Origin of the sequence: Acinetobacter sp. AKBS16 (genome assembly GCF_002899995.1) — a bacterium.
Lineage (GTDB): Bacteria > Pseudomonadota > Gammaproteobacteria > Pseudomonadales > Moraxellaceae > Acinetobacter > Acinetobacter baumannii.
The window spans coordinates 82,021-103,546 of record NZ_POYH01000091.1 but is presented as its reverse complement, the minus strand read 5'-3'; the positions used below and the strand labels follow the sequence as shown (position 1 = coordinate 103,546).

The following is a 21,526-nucleotide window of genomic DNA, read 5'->3' as shown; positions in this document are numbered from 1 at the left end:
AAAAATGAAAAAGACACCATTATGGGTGGGGGTATGCTTGTGCCCATTATTTAGTCAAGTTGTGCATGCCGAGTTTATAGCAGACAGTAAAGCTGAGCTGACGCTCCGTAATTTTTACTTCGACCGAGACTATAAAAAAGACCCATATCCCTATACGGCGGCCAGAGATTGGGCACAGGGTTTAATTTTTAAAGGACAGTCGGGTTATACCGAAGGGACAGTGGGGTTTGGTGTTGATGTGCTCGCAATGGCAGGTTTTAACCTGATGGGAAGTCGTGCTGACGACTATGCACGTAGTGGCTTACTCCCAGTTAATCCTGATAACTCGCGTGATGATTATTATGGAAAAATAGGCATTACAGGGAAGGCTAAATTTAGAAAAAATGAGCTTTTTGTGGGCGACTTAGTTCCGCAATTACCAACCATATTTTCATCGCCAGCGCGTTTGTTTCCACAGACTTATCGCGGTATTCGCTTTGTTTCAAATGAAATTCCAAATCTTCAACTCGAAGGTTTTTATGTCGACGAAGTACGGCAGCGTGACTCCATTCGTTATACCGATGTTGGAACAGACAATATCAATCATCGATTTAACAAAGCAGCAACCACTGACTCGTTTTATACTTTAGGTGGAAGTTATCAGTTAAAAGACTACCGTTTACGTGCTTACCATGCTGAACTCAAAGACATTTACCAGCAACAATTTTTGGGCTTTAACGGCAAACAACCTTTAAATGATCAACTTAATTTTTTAAGTGATGTACGGTTTTTTAATAGTGAAGAAACTGGAAGTAAAAAAATAGGAGAGGTTGATAACCGCCATATTAGTGGCTTATTTGGTTTGAACTATCAAAATCATACGGTTTCTTTGGGCTACATGCAGTCGTTTGGTTCGACTGGTCTGCCATTTTTGTCGGGAACTGAAAGTCCGGTTGTGCTTGATTTTATGAGTTCGGACTACTCAAATAAAGACGAAAAAGTCTACTCGATTCGTTATGAATATGACTTTAAAAATGCGCGGATAGGGGATGTTTCATTAAACGGACTACGTTTTATGACCCGTTATGCTAAAGGTGAAGATATTGATTTACTGCAATATGGCGATCAGCGATTTAAAGAAGATTCGCTGGAGTTTGATTTGGGTTATAAAATTCCAGAAGGCAAGTTAAAGGGCTTAGGAATGCGAGCTCGCTTTTCTCACTATCGTAATGACATGCCAACGAATATGACTTTCCACTCGGCAAATGAAACACGTTTGAATGTCGATTACACCTTTAAATTTTAAATATTAAAAAAGCAGGTTAAAACCTTTTATTTGAGGTTTTAACCTGCTTTTGGATGTGATTAAGCAGATACTTTTGCTGCTTCTAAAACTTCACCCTGAGTTTGAGTATAAGCTTGTTCTTCTAAAGTATGTTTAGCCGGAATATAAGACATTGCACGTTCTGCTAGAGCTGTAATGGTGAGACTTGGGTTAACCCCCAAATTTGCACCTAACATTGAACCATCTACAACGTATAAGTTTTTATAGTTAAACACCCGATTTTGTCCATCTACCACACCACGCTCTGGACTTGAAGCAATTGCACAACCACCCATACAGTGAGCTGTAAAAGGTACGTTAAACAAAATTTCGGTAATGGTCGTCATGGGGTGGCCATTAAACATTTTGGCAACTTTTTCGGTAAATGCATTGGCCTGCGGAATATAAACAGGTAGCTTTTTACCCTCGCTCGATAACACCTTACCAAAAGGCCAGAACCAGTTACGTTTCAAGCGCATGTTAATGGACGCATCTGCAGTTTGCATGACAAGGAAAATTAAGGTTTGACGTGCAAAACTGACAGGATTACTCATGCGAAGGAAAATAAATGGATGGCAAATGAGTGCCCATAACCAAAAGAAAATACGTGTCCAACCCGGTTTTCCTTTAGCCATGTAAGTACACATAAGGCCCATAGCATCTGAACCACTTTGGTAGCGAGTCGCTTCAATATGAGTGTCATGGTCAATGTAAATACTTGAACCAATAGCAACACCTTTACTCATGTCGACATCTTTACCAAAAAAGCGAACACCTAAAATCGACTCGGCATTGGTACGAACTCGATTACCCAAATCATCAGAAATATTTGGCAGAGAACCGGACTGTTTTAAACGGAACAATATCTCTTGTGTCCCTAAAGAAGATGCCGAGAAAATCACATTACGAACTCGCCAAGTACGACGTTGTTTGTTAAACCATGAGCTTGAACATTCAGTCGTAACTTCATAACCATCGCTGCCATCGGCTTTATCATTGAGCGGTTTAACATCAACTACTTTGGTTTCTTCATAAACCTTGGCGCCATTTTTTTCGGCAAAGTACAAATAGTTTTTATCTAATGTATTTTTTGCGTTGTGTTTACAACCCGTCATACAACCGCCACATGCGGTACAAGTGCCACGGTCTGGACCTTCGCCGTTAAAATAAGGGTCGGGGTAGGTCTTGCCACCTTCTTCACCTTCGGGTGGAAAGAAAGTGGCAACACGAGTAGGTTTAAATGTATGGCCAACACCGACTGCTTCACCCATTTTCTTTAGCATGTGGTCGGCAGGGCCGAAAATTTTATTATCAGTCACGCCAAGCATACGTTCTGCTTCAGCATAGTGCTGAGGCATTTCATTTTTCCAGTCCGCGGCATCTGCCCATGTGCCTTCATCCCAAATATGTTCAGGTGGAACCAGTAGGGTATTGGCATAGGTAATTGAACCACCGCCGACAGCATTACCGCAAATAATGGTGACATGGCGAAAAAAACGCATGTTGAAATAACCGAAAAGTTTCATACCCGGACGCCAAATCCAGCGGCGAGTATTCCAGTTGTTTTTAGCAAAATCTTCAGCTTTCCAGCGTCGCCCCATTTCCATTACGGCAACTGAGTAGCCTTTTTCAGTTAAACGGCAAGCAGAAACACTACCACCAAAGCCTGAACCAATAATGAGGTAATCATAGTCATAATTGTTTATTGTCATGATGAAGGCTCCTGTCTAATGATATTTTTTATATTGACTCTGTATGTTTATCAATGAATTGCCCAATGCGCTCAATGGAGTCATTAGATTCCTTTAGTATACCTGCATGAAATTGAAAAACATGTCCGACTTGGTCATAAAGCTTTAAGTTCGTCGGAATGCCGTATTTTTCAGTTTGTTCAGCAAGGCGTTTTGCATCGTCTAATAAAACTTCTTCGGTACCGACATGGATCAGAATCGGCGGTAATCCGGTTAAGTCAGCATAAAGTGGGGAACATGTTGGATCGGTTGCCGATTTTTGGCCGCAATAGTTTTTTGCACACCAGGTTAACCAGTCCTCTGACAACATCGCATCTTGAGCAGCATGAGTTTTTATTGTGTTTCCTGAAAGACTTAAGTCAACCCAAGGCGAAAGTAAAACTAAAGCCGCTGGTAAAGGGAAGCCCGCATCTCGTAAAGCAATTACGGTGCTTAAGCTCAGCCCGCCGCCAGCGGAGTCACCCGCAATTACAAGTTTTTTAGGGTCTTGTCCGTAAGCAAGTAAAGTTTTATAGACTGCAATGATATCTTCAATAGCAGCAGGGCTTGGGTGTTCTGGGGCCAGACGATATTCAGGTAACCAGACTTGTGCTTGAGCTACATGTCCGATCTGAGCGGCAAGTTTAGCGTGACTTTTGCTACTGCCCACGACATAGCCACCACCATGTAAATACAAAATACCGCGACCTGACTTAATGGTCTTAGGCCGAATATGAAGCGTAGGAACTTGAGCAATTATTTGCTTCTTTGTTTGATAACCACGAGGCCCAAGCACAATAGCACTGGCTGCATCACTACAAAAACGTTGTAGCTTTAGTGGTGTTTTAGGGGATAAAGCTGGACGTAGTGTTGTACGGATGGTCCATGCAAGAAGCTGCTTCATAATAAGGACTCATACTAAGCATGTGAGATTAGCCAGCATCTCCTAAAATTAAGAGCATGCTGACCACTATTTTTATTTTGCTGATTTGTTGAGTAGGCGAGTTTGCCAAGCTGTCGCGGCTGCAAAGATCTTTTGGTAGCCTTGCGGCAGAATACGCTGAATTACATCAACGGCTTTTGCATCGGCTCCAATAAGTAAACGGCGACGGTCCTTACGAACAGCTTCCAAAATTTGCTGAGCTGCATCATCAGCAGGGGTGCGAAGTAATTTATCGAAAGCATCTTGGCTTTTTAGCGGGTCCATTCCTAAAGACTGGACGCTATTATTCATACGTGCAGCTTTGGCAATATTGGTGCGAATACCACCCGGATGCACACAAGTCGCGCTCACACCAGCATTTTGCATATCAAGTTCTTGGCGTAATGATTCAGTAAAACCACGAACGGCAAATTTACTGGCGTTATAAGCACTTTGGGTCGGTTGAGCTGTTAAACCAAACATACTGGAAATATTAATAATATGCCCATCACCACTTTGCTTTAAGTAAGGCAAAAACTCTTTGGTGCCATAAACCACGCCCCAAAAATTAATACCAATGAGCCATTCAAGATCTTCGTAGCTCACACCTTCAGCCGTACTCCCTATTGCGACACCAGCATTATTAAAAATCAGGTTAACTTGGCCATGCTCATCTACCACTGCCTTTGCCCAAGTTGCAACCTCATCACGTTTAGCCACATCAACTTTTTGAGTGGTGACTTTGACAGAATAGGGTGCTAAGAGCTCGACTGTTTTGGCTAACCCGGCTTCACTAATATCAGAAAGTGCCAGATGACAGCCTTGTTTCGCGAGGGCGATTGCAATTGCTTGACCAATACCTGAACCCGCACCTGTCACAGCTGCGACTTTATTTTTAAAAGACTTCATAAAATTCTCCGTTTATTTTTCTCATTTCCTATGGCGAAGCGTATTTAAGAAATAGCCGACACCTGAGTGTAGTTTTCAATGTCAAAGCGACGAGTGCGTTGGCGATATTCAAGGGTAAAACCTGGCCAGTTATTGGTATTTTTGCCATCAGCAGTTTGATACCAACTGGTACAGCCTTGCGCCCACACCGTTTTTTTCATTTTTTCCTGAATATTTTGATTAAACTCGTGTTGAATTTCGGCACGAATGTTGGTGAACAGCAGGTTATTTTTCAAAGTAGTGCGCAGTGCATCTAAAATATAATTCACCTGACTTTCAATCATATAGACGATTGAGTTATGCCCGAGGTTGGTATTTGGTCCATACAACATAAAGAAGTTAGGGAATCCGTTTACTGTTAGACCTAAATAAGCCTCAGCACCATCTTTCCATGTGTCTTTTAATGTACGCCCATCAAGTCCAGTAATTTGCATTGGCGCCATAAATTCAGTCGCCGTAAAACCTGTACCGTAAATAATGGCATCAACTTCACGCAGCTTTCCTTCCGTGTCTAAAATGCCATGTTCAGTAATTTCTTGAATGCTTGTATCAATCACATCAACATGAGGTTGGGTCAGCGTTTCATACCAGTGGTTAGAGATTAAAATACGTTTACAACCAATTGGATAGTCCGGCATTAAGCGGTGGCGTAACTTCCCATCTTTAACAACTTTTCGAATGTGGCGCTGGAATATGTATTCCACCAAAGGCATTTCATTAAGTGAAGTTGTAAAAGCAAGTAGGCGAATTTCATGATGGCCATATTGCAAGGCGCGGTCTAGACTTTGCAAGATCGGCAGTTTACGGAAAGCTTTTTTCTCTAAAGGTTGGTAAACCCGATCCGGTTTTGGAATAACATAAGGCGCTGAGCGTTGATAAACGTCTAGGTGAGCCACTTGTTTTGCAATTTCAGGTACAAACTGAATCGCGCTTGCGCCTGTGCCAATGACTGCAACACGTTTACCAGTTAAGTCATAGTCATGGTCCCAACGCGCTGAGTGAAATGCCTTACCCTTAAAGTTTTCAATGCCTTTAAGTTTTGGATAGGCAGGGCGGTTGAGTTGGCCTACAGCACCAACCAGAAATTCCGCTTCAAACTGTTCACCAGTTGTACTTTGGATGTGCCATACACCTTGCAGTGCATCAAATTCGGCGCTGGCTATTTCAGTGTTAAATTTGATGTGCGGGCGAAGGTCATATTTATCGGCACAGTGACGTAAATATTGATAAATCTCTTGAGATGTCCCGTAGCGATTTTTCCAACCAAGTTCCTGTTCAAAAGAAAAAGAATAAAGATGTGACGGCACATCACATGCAGCGCCTGGGTAAGTGTTGTCACGCCAGACACCACCTACATCGGCAGCTTTTTCAAATAGAGTAAATTGTTCAAAACCTGCTTGTTTGAGACGAATGGCAAGTCCTAGACCACCAAAGCCAGTGCCAATAATGGCGATGCGTACATTTTTATTTGAATTAGACGACGAATTAAACATAGGCTGCTCTAAAATCCTTAAAAACAGTGAGCGAAAAAATCGCAATTTCCTGTATGCAGAATAGACGTTTATTAACTTGATTTAGAGGATGGATGAGGACAAAATATTGTGATTCGAGGACATTCTGAGCGATACAGTGAAGTATGCATGGGCATTTGAACGCAGTGTACATAGTGTTCGGTTAATGGCTGATTTCGCGATGGAATCAGGCATCTCTTATCAGACAATTTTGCAAGGAACTGGGCTTAGCCAACAACAATTACTTGACCCTAATATGGTGGTGACAGGCCATCAGGAATTACAGTTGATTCATAACTTGGTTGAGCAACTAGGAGACAGACCGACATTAGGCTTAGAGGTGGGCACACGCTATCATTTCACCACATTTGGGCCATTAGGCATGGCTCTGATGAGTAGTGCGAGCATTCGTGAAGCACTGGATTTGGCTTTAACCTATTTTACTTTAACCTTTGCTTTTACCCGCTTTGATGTGTCGGATACACCGCAAGGAATCCGTATTGAAATTGATGAGCAAGATATTCCATCTTCAGTGCGTCAATTCATTATTGAACGCGATGCCGCTGCACTCATTACGGTACAGCGAGATTTGGTGCAGGATAATTTTTGCCAATATTTGGCTTTTTCTTTCCAACCCAAAGGTGATGCAGAGCCCTATCGAAATTTATTTGGGGTCATGCCAGAATTTGGCGCAGCTAAAAGTTTTGTAATTCTTGATCCGCAAAAAGTAGATCAAAAGCTACTCATGGCGAATGAGTTGGTTTTGCACACTGCAGAAGAACAATGTCGTCAAATATTAGAAAAGCGCCAATCACAAAATAAATTTACAACCTTAGTGCAACAGCAGCTGATGAGTATGCGTGGGGAAATGCCATCTATGGATATAGTGGCTGATCGACTGCATTTAAATATAAGAACCCTGCGCCGTCACTTGGCATCGGAAGGAATGACTTTTATCCAGATTCGTGAAGAGGTTAGACAGGTCTTAGCAGAGCAATATTTGGCATTACCAAAAGCTTCTGTTGAGCAAATTGCCGAATGGTTAGGTTATGCCGAACCTGCCAGTTTTATTCATGCTTATAAAAGATGGCATGGGAAAACACCTCATGCCATGCGGTTAAATAGCCAATAATCAAAATATCTTTATTTCTTTAAACGCAAATGTAGCAAACGTGTTGCTGATGTATGGCGTATATTGTCGGCACGCTTATAAAAATAACGTTCAGTAATAGCTTCACCAGACAAGTCTTCGATTACTTCAAAATCCATTTTTTCAACCGCCTGATGTAAATCTGAAGGTTTAAATTGACCTAGTAAAGGTTCTTTGAGCAAATGGGTAAACTGTGCAACACCCATACTCCCAAGTCGCTCAATACCTTTTAATTCCTGAAAGTCGGTTGAATAGTCGAGTACCACTTCGCTTCCGTTTGCAGCAAATTCAGCAATACTTTTTAAAGTTTGTAGCGTAGTGTCCGGCTTTAAATAATGAGTGGTGCCCAGCCAAGAAAAGAAAGCCGGAGCTTTTCGTACATAGCGACTTCGGGCAAGCGCTTCAGAGATAGATTCTTTCTCAAAGTTAATAGAAACAAATTCAACAGTAGAGGGAAGTTCGCCTAATTTTTTGAGTTTAGATTGTTTGGCAGCCTGAGTATCAGGATGGTCAACTTCAAAAATTTTTAAAGTTGGATAATGCTGTGATTTTCGGAGCACAAAAGAGTCTAAACCCGCTCCAACCAAAACATATTGCTTAATATTGTGTTGAATAGCTTGGTTAAGTAAGTCCTCGGCATAACGTGATCGGCCGACAACCTGTCCACTCAATAAACCTAAGGTACGGTTTAAAATGGGTGAATTCATTAATTTAACAATGAGTGGTATAGATAAAAGCTTTTTCCAACCTTTACTGGTCATTTCAAAAGCATAGGGATCTGAAAATACAGGATTTATCGTATTTTTAAAGTGATTCGCACGTAAAGCAGCAGCGGCTTCGGCGGTACGGCTTGATTGACCTTCTTTCATCTTTAACCTGTTCTTTTATTTCTTGAAGATTGAATGAAGAAGGCAGTGTATTTCATGAAAATCTAAAATACACTGCCCATTCCTTACAACTGATTTGGTCAAATTTACAAATTAATGTGTCTTTGACATTTGATATGTAACTTCATAATCCTTCAAATCTAGTTTTTTCAAACGTTGTTTAAGCTTTTTCAATGACCACGGCCATGCTGCAAAGTTGCGACCGTTAGCGTCAAGGTAATAACTCTTACAGCCACCACTATTGAATACAGTGGTTTGAAGATGCTTTTGCACCAAGTCGTTGTGCTTTTTAATTACATCAGCCTTAACATTTAACTTGCTAATTCCTTTGTTTTTAATTTTTAACAAGCCATCTACAATATAGTCGAGCTGTGCTTCTGCCAAACCAATAAATGAGTCATAAACCAGTACGTTTGGTCCCAACACTAAGAATGCATTTGGTACATTTTCAATGTTAGTTCCTAAGTAAGCTTCCGGTGAACTATTTTTCCACAAATCATTTAAACGTTGGCCTTTTTCATTAAACACACGTTTGCCGATTGGTGGGTGAGATACTTCAAAACCTGTACCCCAAATAATCACATCAACTTCATGGCGTTCGCCATTAGCTGCAATCACCGTATTGCCTTCGACTTTAACTAAGCCATGTGGAATAAGCGTGGTATTTGGTGCTTGTAGTGCAGGGTAGTAATTGTTAGCAAACAAAATACGTTTACAGCCAATATCAAAATTAGGCGTTACGTTTTTACGTAACTCAGGGTCTGCAATTTGAAGTTTAAGTAATTGCTTGCCGAGTACATTTACTGGTTTTAGTGCAAGTGGGTTACGTAAACCAAAATTAATCGCATTGAGGGTTAGCGCTACACTTTTACGCCAACTTGCCTGAATCGCTGGATATTTGGCAATAATTGATTTACTAAACTCACCCAAATCCGTATCCGGTTTTGGCAGTACCCAAGGAGCCGTACGTTGGAACACAAATAGCTCTTTTGCTTTAGGCTGAATTTGTGGCACAAACTGGATGGCAGATGCACCTGTACCAATTACAGCAATGCGTTTTCCAGTAAGGTCGTAGTCATGATTCCATTTCGCTGAATGGAACATTTCACCAGTAAAGGTATCTAGACCTTCAAGACGGGGAATCTGGGCTTCGGTAATTGGGCCTGTAGCAAAAATAACAGTTCGAGATAGATATTGACCAGTAGTTGTATCAAGTACCCACAAATGGCGTGATTCATCCCAAGCAGCATTGAGTAGTTCGTTATTAAACTCAATTTTAGACGTAATATTAAACTCGTTACTTACATCTTCTAAATAGCTTAAGATTTCCGGTTGACGCGCAAATAAGTGACTCCATTTTGCACTAGGCGCAAACGAATAAGAATACAAAGCCGACGGTACATCGCAGCCACAGCCCGGATAGGTGTTTTCACGCCAAGTGCCACCCACACGTCCTGCTTTTTCAATAATTTTATAGTTGGTATAGCCAACTTGGTCGAGACGAATCGCTGCGGCGATACCGGAAATTCCGGCACCGACAATAAAGGTATCGTAAATATGGCTAGGTGAATTGACAGCTTTTTTTGCTGATGCATTTGTTTTCATTTGAGCAGTCATATGGGTACTACCTATAAAATTTCTTATTTAAATAATTTGTACGATGTGCCAAGAAACTTGGTATACAAACTTGGTGATGCACGTTTCATCAGCCAGAACAACTTCGCATCGATTTGAGGGATGGTATAAAGCTCATCCTGATCAAGACGGTTAAGTGTCAGTTTGGCTACATCATCACTTGTGGTGAGTGCGTAGTTCATGAGCGCATGGTCTGCAAGTTTTGAATAACGACCCGGAATACGACCATTTTTAATGATATTGGTAGGCACCAAAGTCGGGCAGAGCACATTGACTTTAATGTTGAATTTACGAAGCTCAGCCGAAAGTGTTTCAGACAATGCACGAACACCAGCTTTAGTCACGTTATAAGCGGTCATTTCTGGGGCAGCAGTGTAAGACGCCGCAGAAGCTACATTAATAATTGCGCCGTAACCTAGTTTTTTGAACTTTGGCACAAATGCATGACAACCATGAATAACACCCCACAGGTTAATATTCATGACCCAGTTCCAGTCTTCTAGGCTGAGTTCGTCAAACTTACCGCCTAAACCTACACCCGCATTATTAATGACAAGGGTGACAGGATGACTAAGTAAAATTTCAGCAGTTTCAGCTAAATTTGTGACATGTTCAGGGTTACCTACGTCACAATGCATTGCAAATGCTTTTGCACCCTGTTGTTCAAGCAACGTTACAGTTTCTTCTGCAGCTTCTAAATTAATATCTGCGCAGACTACGCTACCACCACGTTTCGCCAGTTCAATTGCAAAACTTCGTCCAATTCCGCTGCCTGCACCCGTCACGACGGCATAAGCTTTTTGGCTTGGTTTAACTTTCTTTTTGCCAAATAAAATCATGATTCATCCCGAAATAGATTTAAGGAAAACCAGCCATTAAGTAATGGCTGGTTGCAAGCCAGTTATGACAAGCGTACAGGTGGGGTAAATTCCTTCACAAAGTAAGGTGCAATCGCGCCGCCTTCTTTGAGTAATTTGTCTTTGTAGTACTCCAGATATTCGGTCGTGTCATGGTCATTTGGATGGAAGTCAGGACGTAAATAATCGAAAATCTGGCCAATGGTGCTACCGAATACACCATCTTTTGGACCAAAAATAAGTCCTACACCACGGCGCGCGTCTTTCCAGAATTTTCTAGTCAACATTTCCTGCGGTTTTCTTAAAACCGGAATAAACAAGGTAGTCGCAGGAATTAGACCTAAAATAGTAAAGAAAGCTAAGAAGAAGCCAGAAGCTCGTAGTGGGTAGCTACCATTGAGTAATTGATATACATCATAGGCAATATCTTTATGCTCAGATTCTTCAAGCATATGCCACATCCATAAAGCACGGCTTTTTGCATCATCTGAATAGTAGAAATTCTTTTCGTGCTTCATCATGTATTCGGCAAGTACCGCAGTAAAATGCTCAATACCAGCCATCATCGATAATTTAAGCGGTTGCGGGAATTTCAAAAACACATATTTAAAGAAGTTTTCGCCCAAGAAACGGTATAAATCGACAGGGTATTCAACATCTTTAAGTGCATCGTTATATTCATTGTGCAGTTTAGAGTGAATCGCCTCTTGTCCAATCAATGAAGTAACACGCTGTTTTAAAACTGGGTCTTGAATAAATTCACGGTGATGACGAGCTGTTTCAATCACCAGATCTTCACCATAAGTCAGAAATACTGAAAGCGTAGCAAAAAACATCGTGGCAAATTGATTGTTCATATAGAATTCAACATCAATCTCTTTACCTTCAAATCCGATATTTAAATGACGGATTGGGATGGATTTTTTACTGGCAAAATCCGGTAACTCGATTTCACGGTAAAATTTAATTTTGTTTAGTGATTTTTTAACTGTGGTCGAGATCATGGTGACACCTTCAGATCAATCAGTGATAGTGCGGCTACGTCGAAAACCAAAAGCTTTGATTTGCAACAGGGCACTGTAAATTCCATTTTCAAAAAGCAGTTTTCTCTGCTTACTGACTACGGTGATGTTGCTCCGTTATTTGTGTGATTATTTGACTGAATAACGGGAAAAAGAGGGAAGTTCAGTAAAACTGCTCAACCTCTTTTTAGATTTTTTCATGTTAATCTGAGTTTATGTTCGGATTCAATTCGGGTAACTTTTCAAGTTTCTAAATCCAAAGTTTCATGTTTTTATAAAATAAAAAATTAGTTTTAAAATTTATTAGTATATTGATTTTTATTTAAATATTTTAATGTAATTAAAAAGAAATACTCAAATATAAAAGAACTTATAACTGTGTTTCATTGTAGTTTTAAAAGAAATATTTCATGAAAGTTGACAACTATTCGGATTTTGTTTTTTTATTAGGGTAGGGCTAAATTACATGCTAATCTGAGCTTATGTTCGGATTATTTATAAGAAAATATGTCTACGCGAAAACCCCGTCAGGCACGAGCCAAAGTCACTGTCGATACCATTATTGAAGCAGGTTTTATTGCTGTAGCATTGCATGGACCAAGTGGTACCACTACACGTCATATTGCAGAAATTGCAGGGGTGAGTGTGGGGTCACTCTATGAGTATTTTAAAAACAAAGAAGAAATCTATGATGCGATGAATCACTACTTTGTGAGTGAAATTTTAGACATGATTAAAGAGCTAACTCCTACAATTTTAGAGTTGGAGTTAGAACCTGTTATTGAAATGATTTTTTATACGTTCAGTGATTTATTAAAGAAAAATAATGACCGTTATTTAACCGTTTTACGTTATGCAGGTGAGTTGCAATATGATAAATATATTCCAAAAATTGAACAGGCTTTAATGGAAGTCATCATGAAGTATATGATGCATAATCCTAAATATTTAAAAATTAATAACTTACCTGTAATTACCTATATTTGTATTAATAGCGGTATTTTTAACGTTGCAAGACATCTTATTTTACCCAACCCATTTATTAGTTTTGATGAAATGGTACAGGGACTAACCACTATGATTATGAGTTATATCAATACCGAAATGGCACGCTCAGAAGATCAATCATAATTTTTAGATTTTCAAATGCGATAAAAAAACACCTGCGTATACTTCTACGCAGGTGTTTTTATTGTTTATGGCATGGTTGGAATTTCTTCCGGACGCATATCAAAAATCAGAATTTCAGCATTGTCACCATTGGTAAATGATAACTTGCCTCCATCACGAATACGCGCAGCATCACCGGTATTAAAGGTTTTACCGTTTACCTCAATACGGCCTTTTGCCACATGTAGGTAAACATAACGACCTTCAGGAATTGCAAACTCTGCTGTTTCCTCACCATCAAAAAGACCAGAATAAATATTAATGTCTTGTTTGATGGATAAAGTTTTTTCGCCACCTTTTGGTGAAATCATCAAGTGCAATTTACCGCGTTTGTCTTCCTCGGAAATATGCAATTGTTGATAGCCCGGTGTTGTGTTCACTTCATTTGGAACTACCCAAATTTGCAAGAAGTGCACGTTTTCTTGAGCAGAGTGGTTAAATTCACTATGTGCGACCCCACGACCTGCGCTCATTAACTGAATATCACCAGGCACAATAACCGAACCTGTACCCATTGAGTCTTTATGTTCTAACGCACCTTCAAGCACATAAGAAATAATTTCCATGTTACGGTGAGGGTGAGTACCAAAGCCTTTTGATGGAGCAACCGTATCGTCATTAATTACAAGTAAATCTGAAAAGCCAACTTGTTTCGGATCCCAATAATTTGCAAATGAAAACGTGTGTTTTGACTGTAACCAGCCATGATGTGCTGCACCACGCTCATGAGATAAACGCATATCAAACATGATTTATTCTCCTCATCCAATTTTTTCTCTGAATGCAGTTTATCGTTTTCATTTGTGCAATAAAGCTCTAAAAACAGAAAGCTTAGTGTGATTTTTGGAACGCTCAAATATAGAACTAAGGCACCTATAAAAATAGGCAGAATACTTCGTGTGTTATCTTTTTAAGCCATGTTTTTATCATTTTAGGACAAATGTATTTTATTTAAATAATAATGAATAATAGTAGTTTATATAAATAATTTAAAATAATCGAAAAATATTTGAGTTGGCAAAAAGTTTCAAAATGGATTGGCTTTTTTTGTCCTTGTTCGAGTGTTATAGCAAGCGCACTATTTAACCTGATTTGGTGAACTTAACAACGCTTAAGTTCATAAAACATGACAAGGCAGAGGTATTCGAGCAAATTTTTGTTCGAGAGCAGTTAAAGATTGCAAGAAATAATCCAAAGACAACTTTAGCTGTTTGATTCGACGCTGCCTTGTATTTAACAAATTTTATAGGGTGTCGAAAATGGTCGCTCAAGCTATCCGAAATATTATTTCTCCTAAATCAGTTATAGCTCAGTATCAAAAGATAGATTTTTCAAATAAAGGAACTATCCCAATTCGCCATTTAAATATCGGATTTGATGGTAAAGAAATTGATATCGAGTTTTACGTCAACAACCAGTTTGCAACTTTGTTCTTTGCAACGCTTTCGGTTTTTTTGACCTATGGTGAAGATCTGGTGATTGAAACAGCTCGTCACCACCGTGAATTTATTCAAGATCCGATTTTAAAACAGCGTGTTACATCGCTGATTGGTCAAGAAGCCATCCATTCAAAATTGCATAATGAGTTCAATGATGCAATTAAAGAGCTGGAATATCCGGTCGATTTTTATCGTTTCTTGGGTGAGAACTTCTTTAAATATGTGTTCTTAAAATTCCCGCAGCCATTAAAGCTTTCACTCATGGCAGGTATTGAACATTTTACGGCGGTACTTGCCGAATACATGATGAAGCATGAAAAGAATTTCTATTATACCGACGATGCCAAAAGTCGTGCCTTATGGATGTGGCATATGCTTGAAGAATCTGAGCATAAAGATATTGCTTATGACGTCTACCAGGTTTTAAACGGTAATTATCCGTTACGGGCAACGGGCTTTTTAATGGCTTTCATTACCATTTTAGGGCTTATTCCAACAGCAACTTTATTTGTACCTCTACTGCGTAAGCCAAAAGAACTGTTGACCAGAAAATTCTGGAAAGATGCACGTCGTGGCGTCAACTTAATTTTTAGTCCAAAAGATGGCGTATTTGGTAGCACCATTGGTCAGATTTTTGATTACTTACGTCCAGACTTCCATCCAAATGATCATGACACGACCGAATATCTGGAGTATTACAAAAAGAAATTACTTAACGAGGGCGGTGCAATTGCGCCTTACTTTGTGAAGGAATTTACACCACCAGTTCGTGCAGTTTCATAAGCCTATTGGTCATGGCAGTAATATGACAATTACTGCCGTCTCCCTAAAATTTTTTAGGATTTACTATGATTTTATTTGGTAAGAAAGACCAGCCGAGCCGAAACGCATATGCGGTCGTAACCGGGGCAGGCAGTGGGATTGGACGAAGCTTTGCAGTTGAACTGGCAAAACGTGGTGGCAGCGTAGTCTGTGCAGATATTAATTTAAAAGCTGCTGAAGAAACCGTAAAGTTAATTGAACAGTTGGGACAAAAAGCATTTGCTGTACAGTGCGATGTTGGGCAAGCAGAACAAGTACAGACTTTGGCTGATCAAGCAGAGCAGTTACTTGATCATCCGGTAACCCTCATCATTAATAATGCTGGCGTAGGTCTAGGTGGCAAATTTGATGAAATGAGTTTGGAAGACTGGAAATGGTGTATGCATGTAAATCTGTGGGGTGTTATTCATGGTTGTCATGCATTTGTGCCAAAGTTCAAAAAACTAGGTTACGGTGCAATCATTAATGTGGCTTCTGCCGCGTCGTATACCGCAGCACCAGAAATGAGTGTCTACAATGTAACGAAAGCGGGTGTTTTAGCATTATCCGAAACCCTTTCAGCCGAGCTTCGTAAATTCAATATTAAAGTTAATGTGCTCTGTCCCACACTGGTTCCGACCAATATCATTAAAAATGGTCGTATTCCGGGGCGTTATTCCAAGCTTGCAGACCATGCACTCATGAACTATGCCATGACAACCAGTGATGCAGTTGCGGCTTTAACATTGAATCGATTAGATCGTGGGCAGCTCTACACCACGCCACAGATCGACGCCAAATTATTCTGGCTTATGAAAAGGACATCTCCAACGCTATATGCAAAGTTCCTTGGGCTTTCGTATCAGTTATTTAAATAAAATTTTGTATAGGCAGAAAAATTATGGTCACTAAACCTAGAACAAATACACGCACCCGTAAAACCCAAGAAGTTGCACATATTTATGACACTTTTATTGTCGGTGCGGGTATTTCTGGTCTTGCTGCTGCAATTAAGCTAAATGAAGCAGGCCTAACTAATTTTGAAATTATTGAAAAAGCAAGCCGCGTTGGTGGTACTTGGCGTGAAAATACCTATCCGGGCTGTGGTTGTGATGTACCTTCGGCTCTATACTCTTACTCGTTTGCTCCAAGTGCAAAATGGAGCCATTTATTTGCACGTCAGCCGGAAATTTTAAGTTATTTAGAAGATGTTAGTCGTGAGTTTGATATAGAGTCCTTAATTGAATTCAATACCGAACTATTAAAAGCGGAATGGGACAATGTAAAAAATGTCTGGAAACTAGAGACAAGCTCTGGTTTATATATTACTAAAACAGTTCTATTTGCTACAGGCCCAATTACTGAGGCGCAGATTCCACGCCTTGAAGGTTTAGATACCTTTACTGGTGAAATGTTCCATTCGGCGAAATGGAACCATGATTATGACTTAACTGGAAAACGTATTGCTGTGATTGGTACTGGTGCATCTGCCATCCAGTTTGTGCCCCAAATTCAACCTAAAGCCAAAGAACTGTTTGTATTCCAACGTACAGCCCCTTGGGTGCTGCCAAAACCAGATACAGACTTAGGTGAGTTAAGTAAATCAATTATTGCCAAATACCCAAAAATACAGGCCACTTGGCGCCAGACTGTAGCAGGCACCTTAAATGTCATCAATTTTGGTTTACGCAACCCAAAAGCTTTAAAGCCTGTCAATTTTGCTGCGAAACAATTGTTAAAGTTACAAATTAAAGATCCAGTTTTACGTAAAAACGTAACGCCTAATTTTGATATTGGCTGTAAGCGTATTTTATTTGCCAATAATTATTATCCAGCATTACAAGCACCGAATACCACACTTATTCCACATGGCTTAGTTAAAGTGGAAGGCAACACCGTGGTTGCAGCTAACGGTGAACGCCATGAAGTTGATGTGATTATTTGGGGCACTGGATTTGAAGTGTCTCATCCACCCATTGGTAAACGGGTACATAATGAAAAAGGGGAATGTCTGGCAGAACTCTGGAAAGACTCCTCACCGGAAGCTTACTTAGGAACCAATATTGAAAATGTACCGAACGCATTTCTTATGCTAGGGCCAAATGTCTTGGTTTATGACTCATTCATTGGTCTTGCTGAAGCCCAACTGCAATATATTGTAGATGGTTTATTGCAAATGAAAGCGAAAGGTATTGCTAAACTTTCTGTAAAATCAGAAATAATTAAAAAGCATAATGAGCTTGTACAAAAGCATTTACAAACCACAGTATTCAATAGTGGTGGTTGTAAGAGTTATTACCTTGATGCAAATGGTCGTAACTTTGCAGCATGGCCATGGTCATTGAAAAAGCTTAAACAGCGTTTACATCATTTAAATTTAGAAGAATATGAGGTCATCTATGAAGCTGATCTTGTAAAAGTAAAACCTAAAGTTGAAGAAGTCGCAGGTTAATTAATTTATAAAAGCCCACTTTATTGAGGAAGGTGGGCTTTTTACTATTAAATAATGAAAGAAATATATGAAAATTCAATAAATAATATAATGAAGTTAAAGTAAACGATAAATTTAAATATACTTCAAAATAAAAATGGGCCAAGCAGTCTATATAATTTTCATTTAAAATAATATAGCTATTTTTAAAAATGAATTTTTAAGTGAAAAGTTTTCTTTTTAATCAATTTTTTAAATTGTATAATGGAAAACATTTTTATATCAATAACTTGTGTGGTTGATAATTATTGTAAATAAATGTGAAAGTATTCACAACCTTATTTTTTTTTGTTAAGATCATTAACATTAAAAACATAGAGATAATAATAATGATCAATAAAGTATTAATAGTGTTATGCGTGAGTATTGTATTTGTATTAGGGTATTGGGCATATTTAGATACCCAAAATAAAAGACATCAAGAGCTCATGAGGATCATTCAAGAAGCTGAAAAAAATTTACAGACCATCGAACGTAATCCTAACCGTGTTAGTCATAGCAATTTAGCTTCATATAATTTGCAAAAATATATCAGTGATAAAAAAGTTTTTTTCTAAGCACAGTGGCGATTGTGATTTGCTTTAAAAAGTGTGCCATTGATCATATCTTTTCATAAATTTTGATCATGTTGCTGTTGAATCTGTTAAACTTATTGAACGTATAGTAAAAAAGCTGCATAGGGGTTATGCAGCTTTTTTGTGTTTCAAGAGGGGCTGTGGCTATTTTCTGTGTATGACAGCAGAAATCAAATGAGTGGCATATTTGTTGCTTCGTCTATTTAAGATTTTTGTCTAGAGATCTGAACAGAAAAACAAGATTGCTCAGATACCTACATAGAAGTACATATTCCACAGCTCAGATTTTGCATAGAGGCTACTTATGGCGGCGCCCAATTCTTCGGCAGGGTGGTTAGAGCGTTTATTTAAGTTAAGCGACAATAAAACCACGTTTCGAACAGAAGTTCTTGCTGGTGTAACTACATTTTTAACAATGTGCTACATCATCATTGTCAATCCACTCATTTTATCTGAAACCGGCATGGATCATGGCGCCGTATTCGTTGCGACCTGTTTGGCAGCAGCAATCGGTTGCTTAGTGATGGGTATTATTGCTAATTATCCAATCGCCTTGGCACCCGGTATGGGGCTTAATGCTTATTTTACCTATTCGGTTTGTATGGGTATGGGAGTGCCATGGCAGACAGCTTTAGCAGCTGTTTTTGTTTCAGGTGTGGTATTCCTTGCAATTAGTTTCTTTAAAATTCGTGAGGCGATTGTCAATGCAATCCCGATGTCGCTTAAATTTGCGATAGGTGGTGGTATTGGTTTATTCCTTGCGCTTATTGCGTTAAAAAATGCCGGAATTATTGTCGCGAACCAAGCAACGTTGGTCGGTTTGGGCGATATTAAACAACCTACTGTGTTATTGGCTTTATTTGGCTTTTTACTTATTGTAATTTTGCATCAGCTTAAAGTTCGCGGTGCGATTATTATTAGTATTTTAGTCGTTACAGCAATTGCCACAGCTTTAGGTCTAAATGAATTTAAGGGTGTGGTTGGTGAAATTCCTTCAATTGCGCCAACATTCATGCAAATGGACTTTGAAGGGTTGTTTACCGCAAGTATGGTTGGTGTCATCTTTGTATTCTTTATTGTTGACTTGTTTGACAGTACGGGTACTTTGGTTGGCGTTTCACACCGTGCGGGCCTTTTACAAGACGGTAAATTGCCACGTTTGAAAAAAGCGCTATTTGCTGACTCTACTGCAATTGTTGCGGGGGCTGCATTAGGTACCTCATCAACTACACCATATATTGAATCGGCTTCAGGTGTAGCAGCAGGTGGACGTACAGGTTTAACCGCGGTAGTTGTCGCTTTCTTATTTATTTGCTGTTTATTCTTGGCACCTCTTGCTCAATCTGTGCCGGGTTTTGCAACAGCACCCGCTTTATTGTTCATTGGTGTATTGATGATCCAAGGGATCACTCACATCGATTGGGATGATATTACAGAAGCTGTACCAGCCTTTTTAACGATTGTATTTATGCCATTTGCTTACTCAATTGCAGATGGTATTGCAATGGGCTTTATCAGCTATGCATTAGTTAAATTATTTACGGGTAAGGCAAAAACTGTTCCATACATGGTGTGGATTATTGCTGCCCTTTGGGTATTTAAATTTATCGCCTTTGGCGGTTAATACGATTGTTTATAATTTCCTTCTAGAACTATTTTAGTGATAGGGATATAAGAAGGAAATTATAGAAGGGTGTGCTTACCACACCCTTTTTTCTTTAGATGTGGAGTTAATATGAATCAAGTCGAGCTGATTCAGGCCTTACCAAAAGCCGAGTTGCATGTGCATATTGAAGGGACCTTTGAACCTGAATTAATGTTTGCCATTGCACAGCGTAATCAGATTCAGATTCCTTACAAATCTGTTGAAGAAGTAAAGCAAGCTTATAACTTTCATAATCTTCAATCATTTTTAGATATTTACTATGCTGGCGCAAATGTTCTTGTTCATGAGCAAGATTTCTACGATTTAGCATGGGCATATTTTGAAAAGTGTGCAGAAGATCGTGTCGTTCATACAGAAATGTTCTTCGATCCGCAAACTCATACTGACCGTGGTATTGCTTTTGCAACGGTGATCAATGGGCTTAAACGTGCATGTGCTGACGCAAAAGCCAAATTTGGTATCAGTTCTCAGCTGATCATGTGTTTCTTACGTCATTTAAGCGAAGAAGCTGCATTTGAAACGCTTGAGCAAGCTTTACCGTTTAAAGAAGATATTATCGCTGTAGGACTTGATTCAAGCGAAGTAGGCCATCCACCAGCTAAATTTGAACGTGTTTTTGCTAAAGCACGTGAAGAAGGCTTCTTAATCGTGGCTCACGCAGGTGAGGAAGGTCCACCTGAATATGTATGGGAAGCTTTAGACCTGCTCAAAGTAAACCGTATTGACCACGGCGTGCGTTCTGAAGAAGACGAACAATTAATGGCTCGTTTAATTAATGAAAAAATGCCATTAACGGTTTGTCCTTTAAGTAACTTAAAGCTATGTGTTGTTAAGGATATGAAAGATCACAATATCCGCCGTCTTTTACAAAAAGGCGTACACGTGACTGTTAACTCAGATGATCCTTCATATTTCGGTGGTTATATGAATGATAATTTCTTTGCCATTCAACAGGCATTAGATTTAACCAATGATGAGTTGAAGCAACTCGCAATTAACTCTTTTGAAGCCTCTTTCATTTCAGATGAAGAGAAACAAAAGTGGATTTCAGAAATCCAGAAAATCTAAATAAAAAACCGCCTGTGATAGGCGGTTTTTTTAACATTGAATTTATTTAGGTTGTTTGGTCATACTGTTTAAAACATTGTCTTTATCTACAAAGTGATGTTTTAAAGCTGCAAGTACATGTCCAACAATAAGTAAACCTGCAAACCATGAAATATAAATATGTAATGGCTTAACAATGGCTAATAACTCAGGGTTATCTTGCACCAGGCGTGGAATTTCAAATAAATATAAAACCGGAGCAGGGTGACCAGCACTCCAGCTAAATAAACAGCCAGTGACTGGTAAAGCGACTAAAATCACATACAGTAATAAATGTCCGATGTGAGCTAAAGTTTTCATTGTTGGTGACAT

General features: G+C 39.4%; 19 protein-coding genes. 9 read left to right on the top strand and 10 right to left on the bottom strand.

The features are described from left to right. Nucleotides 1-4: 4 nt before the first annotated feature. Nucleotides 5-1,285, top strand: a complete 1,281-nt coding sequence (locus C1642_RS16775) for an OprD family outer membrane porin (RefSeq protein WP_000753535.1) — start codon at nt 5-7, stop codon at nt 1,283-1,285. Between the two features lie 59 nt (nt 1,286-1,344). Here the strand turns inward: C1642_RS16775 and C1642_RS16770 are convergent, their stop codons facing one another. The 4 genes from C1642_RS16770 to C1642_RS16755 form a co-directional block, all read right to left on the bottom strand. Beyond that, nucleotides 1,345-3,015 (bottom strand): GMC family oxidoreductase, encoded by a 1,671-nt coding sequence (locus C1642_RS16770; protein WP_071225445.1) that lies wholly within the window; start codon nt 3,013-3,015, stop codon nt 1,345-1,347. 28 nt (nt 3,016-3,043) lie between these two features. Next, nucleotides 3,044-3,937: an alpha/beta hydrolase gene (locus C1642_RS16765; RefSeq protein ID WP_103236608.1), complete on the bottom strand. Its 894-nt coding sequence runs from the start codon at nt 3,935-3,937 to the stop codon at nt 3,044-3,046. A gap of 72 nt (nt 3,938-4,009) precedes the next feature. Next, nucleotides 4,010-4,864: an SDR family NAD(P)-dependent oxidoreductase gene (locus C1642_RS16760; protein ID WP_000834590.1), complete on the bottom strand. Its 855-nt coding sequence runs from the start codon at nt 4,862-4,864 to the stop codon at nt 4,010-4,012. Between the two features lie 44 nt (nt 4,865-4,908). Beyond that, nucleotides 4,909-6,396 (bottom strand): flavin-containing monooxygenase, encoded by a 1,488-nt coding sequence (locus C1642_RS16755; RefSeq protein WP_103236607.1) that lies wholly within the window; start codon nt 6,394-6,396, stop codon nt 4,909-4,911. Nucleotides 6,397-6,532: 136 nt separating this feature from the next. Here C1642_RS16755 and C1642_RS16750 point away from each other — a divergent pair, with 136 nt between their 5' ends. Continuing rightward, the gene (locus C1642_RS16750) at nt 6,533-7,546 is read left to right on the top strand and encodes an AraC family transcriptional regulator (RefSeq protein ID WP_000872537.1); all 1,014 of its coding nucleotides are present in this window, start codon (nt 6,533-6,535) and stop codon (nt 7,544-7,546) included. Nucleotides 7,547-7,557: 11 nt separating this feature from the next. On the opposite strand, the gene C1642_RS16745 is transcribed toward C1642_RS16750, so the two are convergent. The 4 genes from C1642_RS16745 to C1642_RS16730 all read right to left on the bottom strand — a co-directional run bounded on the left by C1642_RS16745 (nt 7,558) and on the right by C1642_RS16730 (nt 11,947). Continuing rightward, nucleotides 7,558-8,433 carry a class I SAM-dependent methyltransferase gene (locus tag C1642_RS16745; RefSeq protein ID WP_103236606.1) on the bottom strand — a complete coding sequence of 292 codons (876 nt, stop codon included), beginning with the start codon at nt 8,431-8,433 and terminating at the stop codon, nt 7,558-7,560. Nucleotides 8,434-8,544: 111 nt separating this feature from the next. Then, complete coding sequence (locus C1642_RS16740) at nt 8,545-10,068, bottom strand: flavin-containing monooxygenase (RefSeq protein WP_000126763.1); 1,524 nt, start codon at nt 10,066-10,068, stop codon at nt 8,545-8,547. Nucleotides 10,069-10,091: 23 nt separating this feature from the next. Next, entirely contained in the window at nt 10,092-10,925 is an 834-nt protein-coding gene (locus C1642_RS16735) for an SDR family NAD(P)-dependent oxidoreductase (RefSeq protein WP_000600022.1), read from the bottom strand. A 62-nt stretch (nt 10,926-10,987) separates the two neighbouring features. Next, nucleotides 10,988-11,947, bottom strand: coding sequence for a metal-dependent hydrolase (locus C1642_RS16730; protein WP_000626177.1), 960 nt, complete (start codon nt 11,945-11,947; stop codon nt 10,988-10,990). A 525-nt stretch (nt 11,948-12,472) separates the two neighbouring features. Between C1642_RS16730 and C1642_RS16725 the strand changes: the two genes are divergently transcribed. After that, complete coding sequence (locus C1642_RS16725) at nt 12,473-13,096, top strand: TetR/AcrR family transcriptional regulator (protein WP_000107496.1); 624 nt, start codon at nt 12,473-12,475, stop codon at nt 13,094-13,096. Between the two features lie 65 nt (nt 13,097-13,161). Here the strand turns inward: C1642_RS16725 and C1642_RS16720 are convergent, their stop codons facing one another. Beyond that, complete coding sequence (locus tag C1642_RS16720; protein WP_000459996.1) at nt 13,162-13,884, bottom strand: pirin family protein; 723 nt, start codon at nt 13,882-13,884, stop codon at nt 13,162-13,164. Between the two features lie 510 nt (nt 13,885-14,394). Here C1642_RS16720 and C1642_RS16715 point away from each other — a divergent pair. The 6 genes from C1642_RS16715 (at nt 14,395) to C1642_RS16690 (ending at nt 21,175) form a co-directional block, all read left to right on the top strand. Next, entirely contained in the window at nt 14,395-15,357 is a 963-nt protein-coding gene (locus C1642_RS16715; protein WP_000226456.1) for a metal-dependent hydrolase, read from the top strand. 65 nt (nt 15,358-15,422) lie between these two features. After that, a complete protein-coding gene (locus tag C1642_RS16710; RefSeq protein ID WP_000600005.1) occupies nt 15,423-16,253 on the top strand; it encodes an SDR family NAD(P)-dependent oxidoreductase in 831 nt (276 codons plus the stop codon). Nucleotides 16,254-16,276: 23 nt separating this feature from the next. Beyond that, complete coding sequence (locus C1642_RS16705) at nt 16,277-17,827, top strand: flavin-containing monooxygenase (RefSeq protein ID WP_103236605.1); 1,551 nt, start codon at nt 16,277-16,279, stop codon at nt 17,825-17,827. Between the two features lie 368 nt (nt 17,828-18,195). Beyond that, the gene (locus C1642_RS16700; protein WP_000608974.1) at nt 18,196-18,423 is read left to right on the top strand and encodes a hypothetical protein; all 228 of its coding nucleotides are present in this window, start codon (nt 18,196-18,198) and stop codon (nt 18,421-18,423) included. 322 nt (nt 18,424-18,745) lie between these two features. Further along, the gene (locus tag C1642_RS16695) at nt 18,746-20,065 is read left to right on the top strand and encodes an NCS2 family permease (RefSeq protein WP_000729980.1); all 1,320 of its coding nucleotides are present in this window, start codon (nt 18,746-18,748) and stop codon (nt 20,063-20,065) included. Nucleotides 20,066-20,176: 111 nt separating this feature from the next. Beyond that, nucleotides 20,177-21,175: an adenosine deaminase gene (locus C1642_RS16690; protein WP_001077401.1), complete on the top strand. Its 999-nt coding sequence runs from the start codon at nt 20,177-20,179 to the stop codon at nt 21,173-21,175. Between the two features lie 42 nt (nt 21,176-21,217). Here C1642_RS16690 and C1642_RS19800 read toward each other — a convergent pair. Continuing rightward, nucleotides 21,218-21,526, bottom strand: a 309-nt coding sequence (locus C1642_RS19800; protein ID WP_228153960.1) for a cytochrome b, incomplete at its 5' end; no start/stop codon positions are given.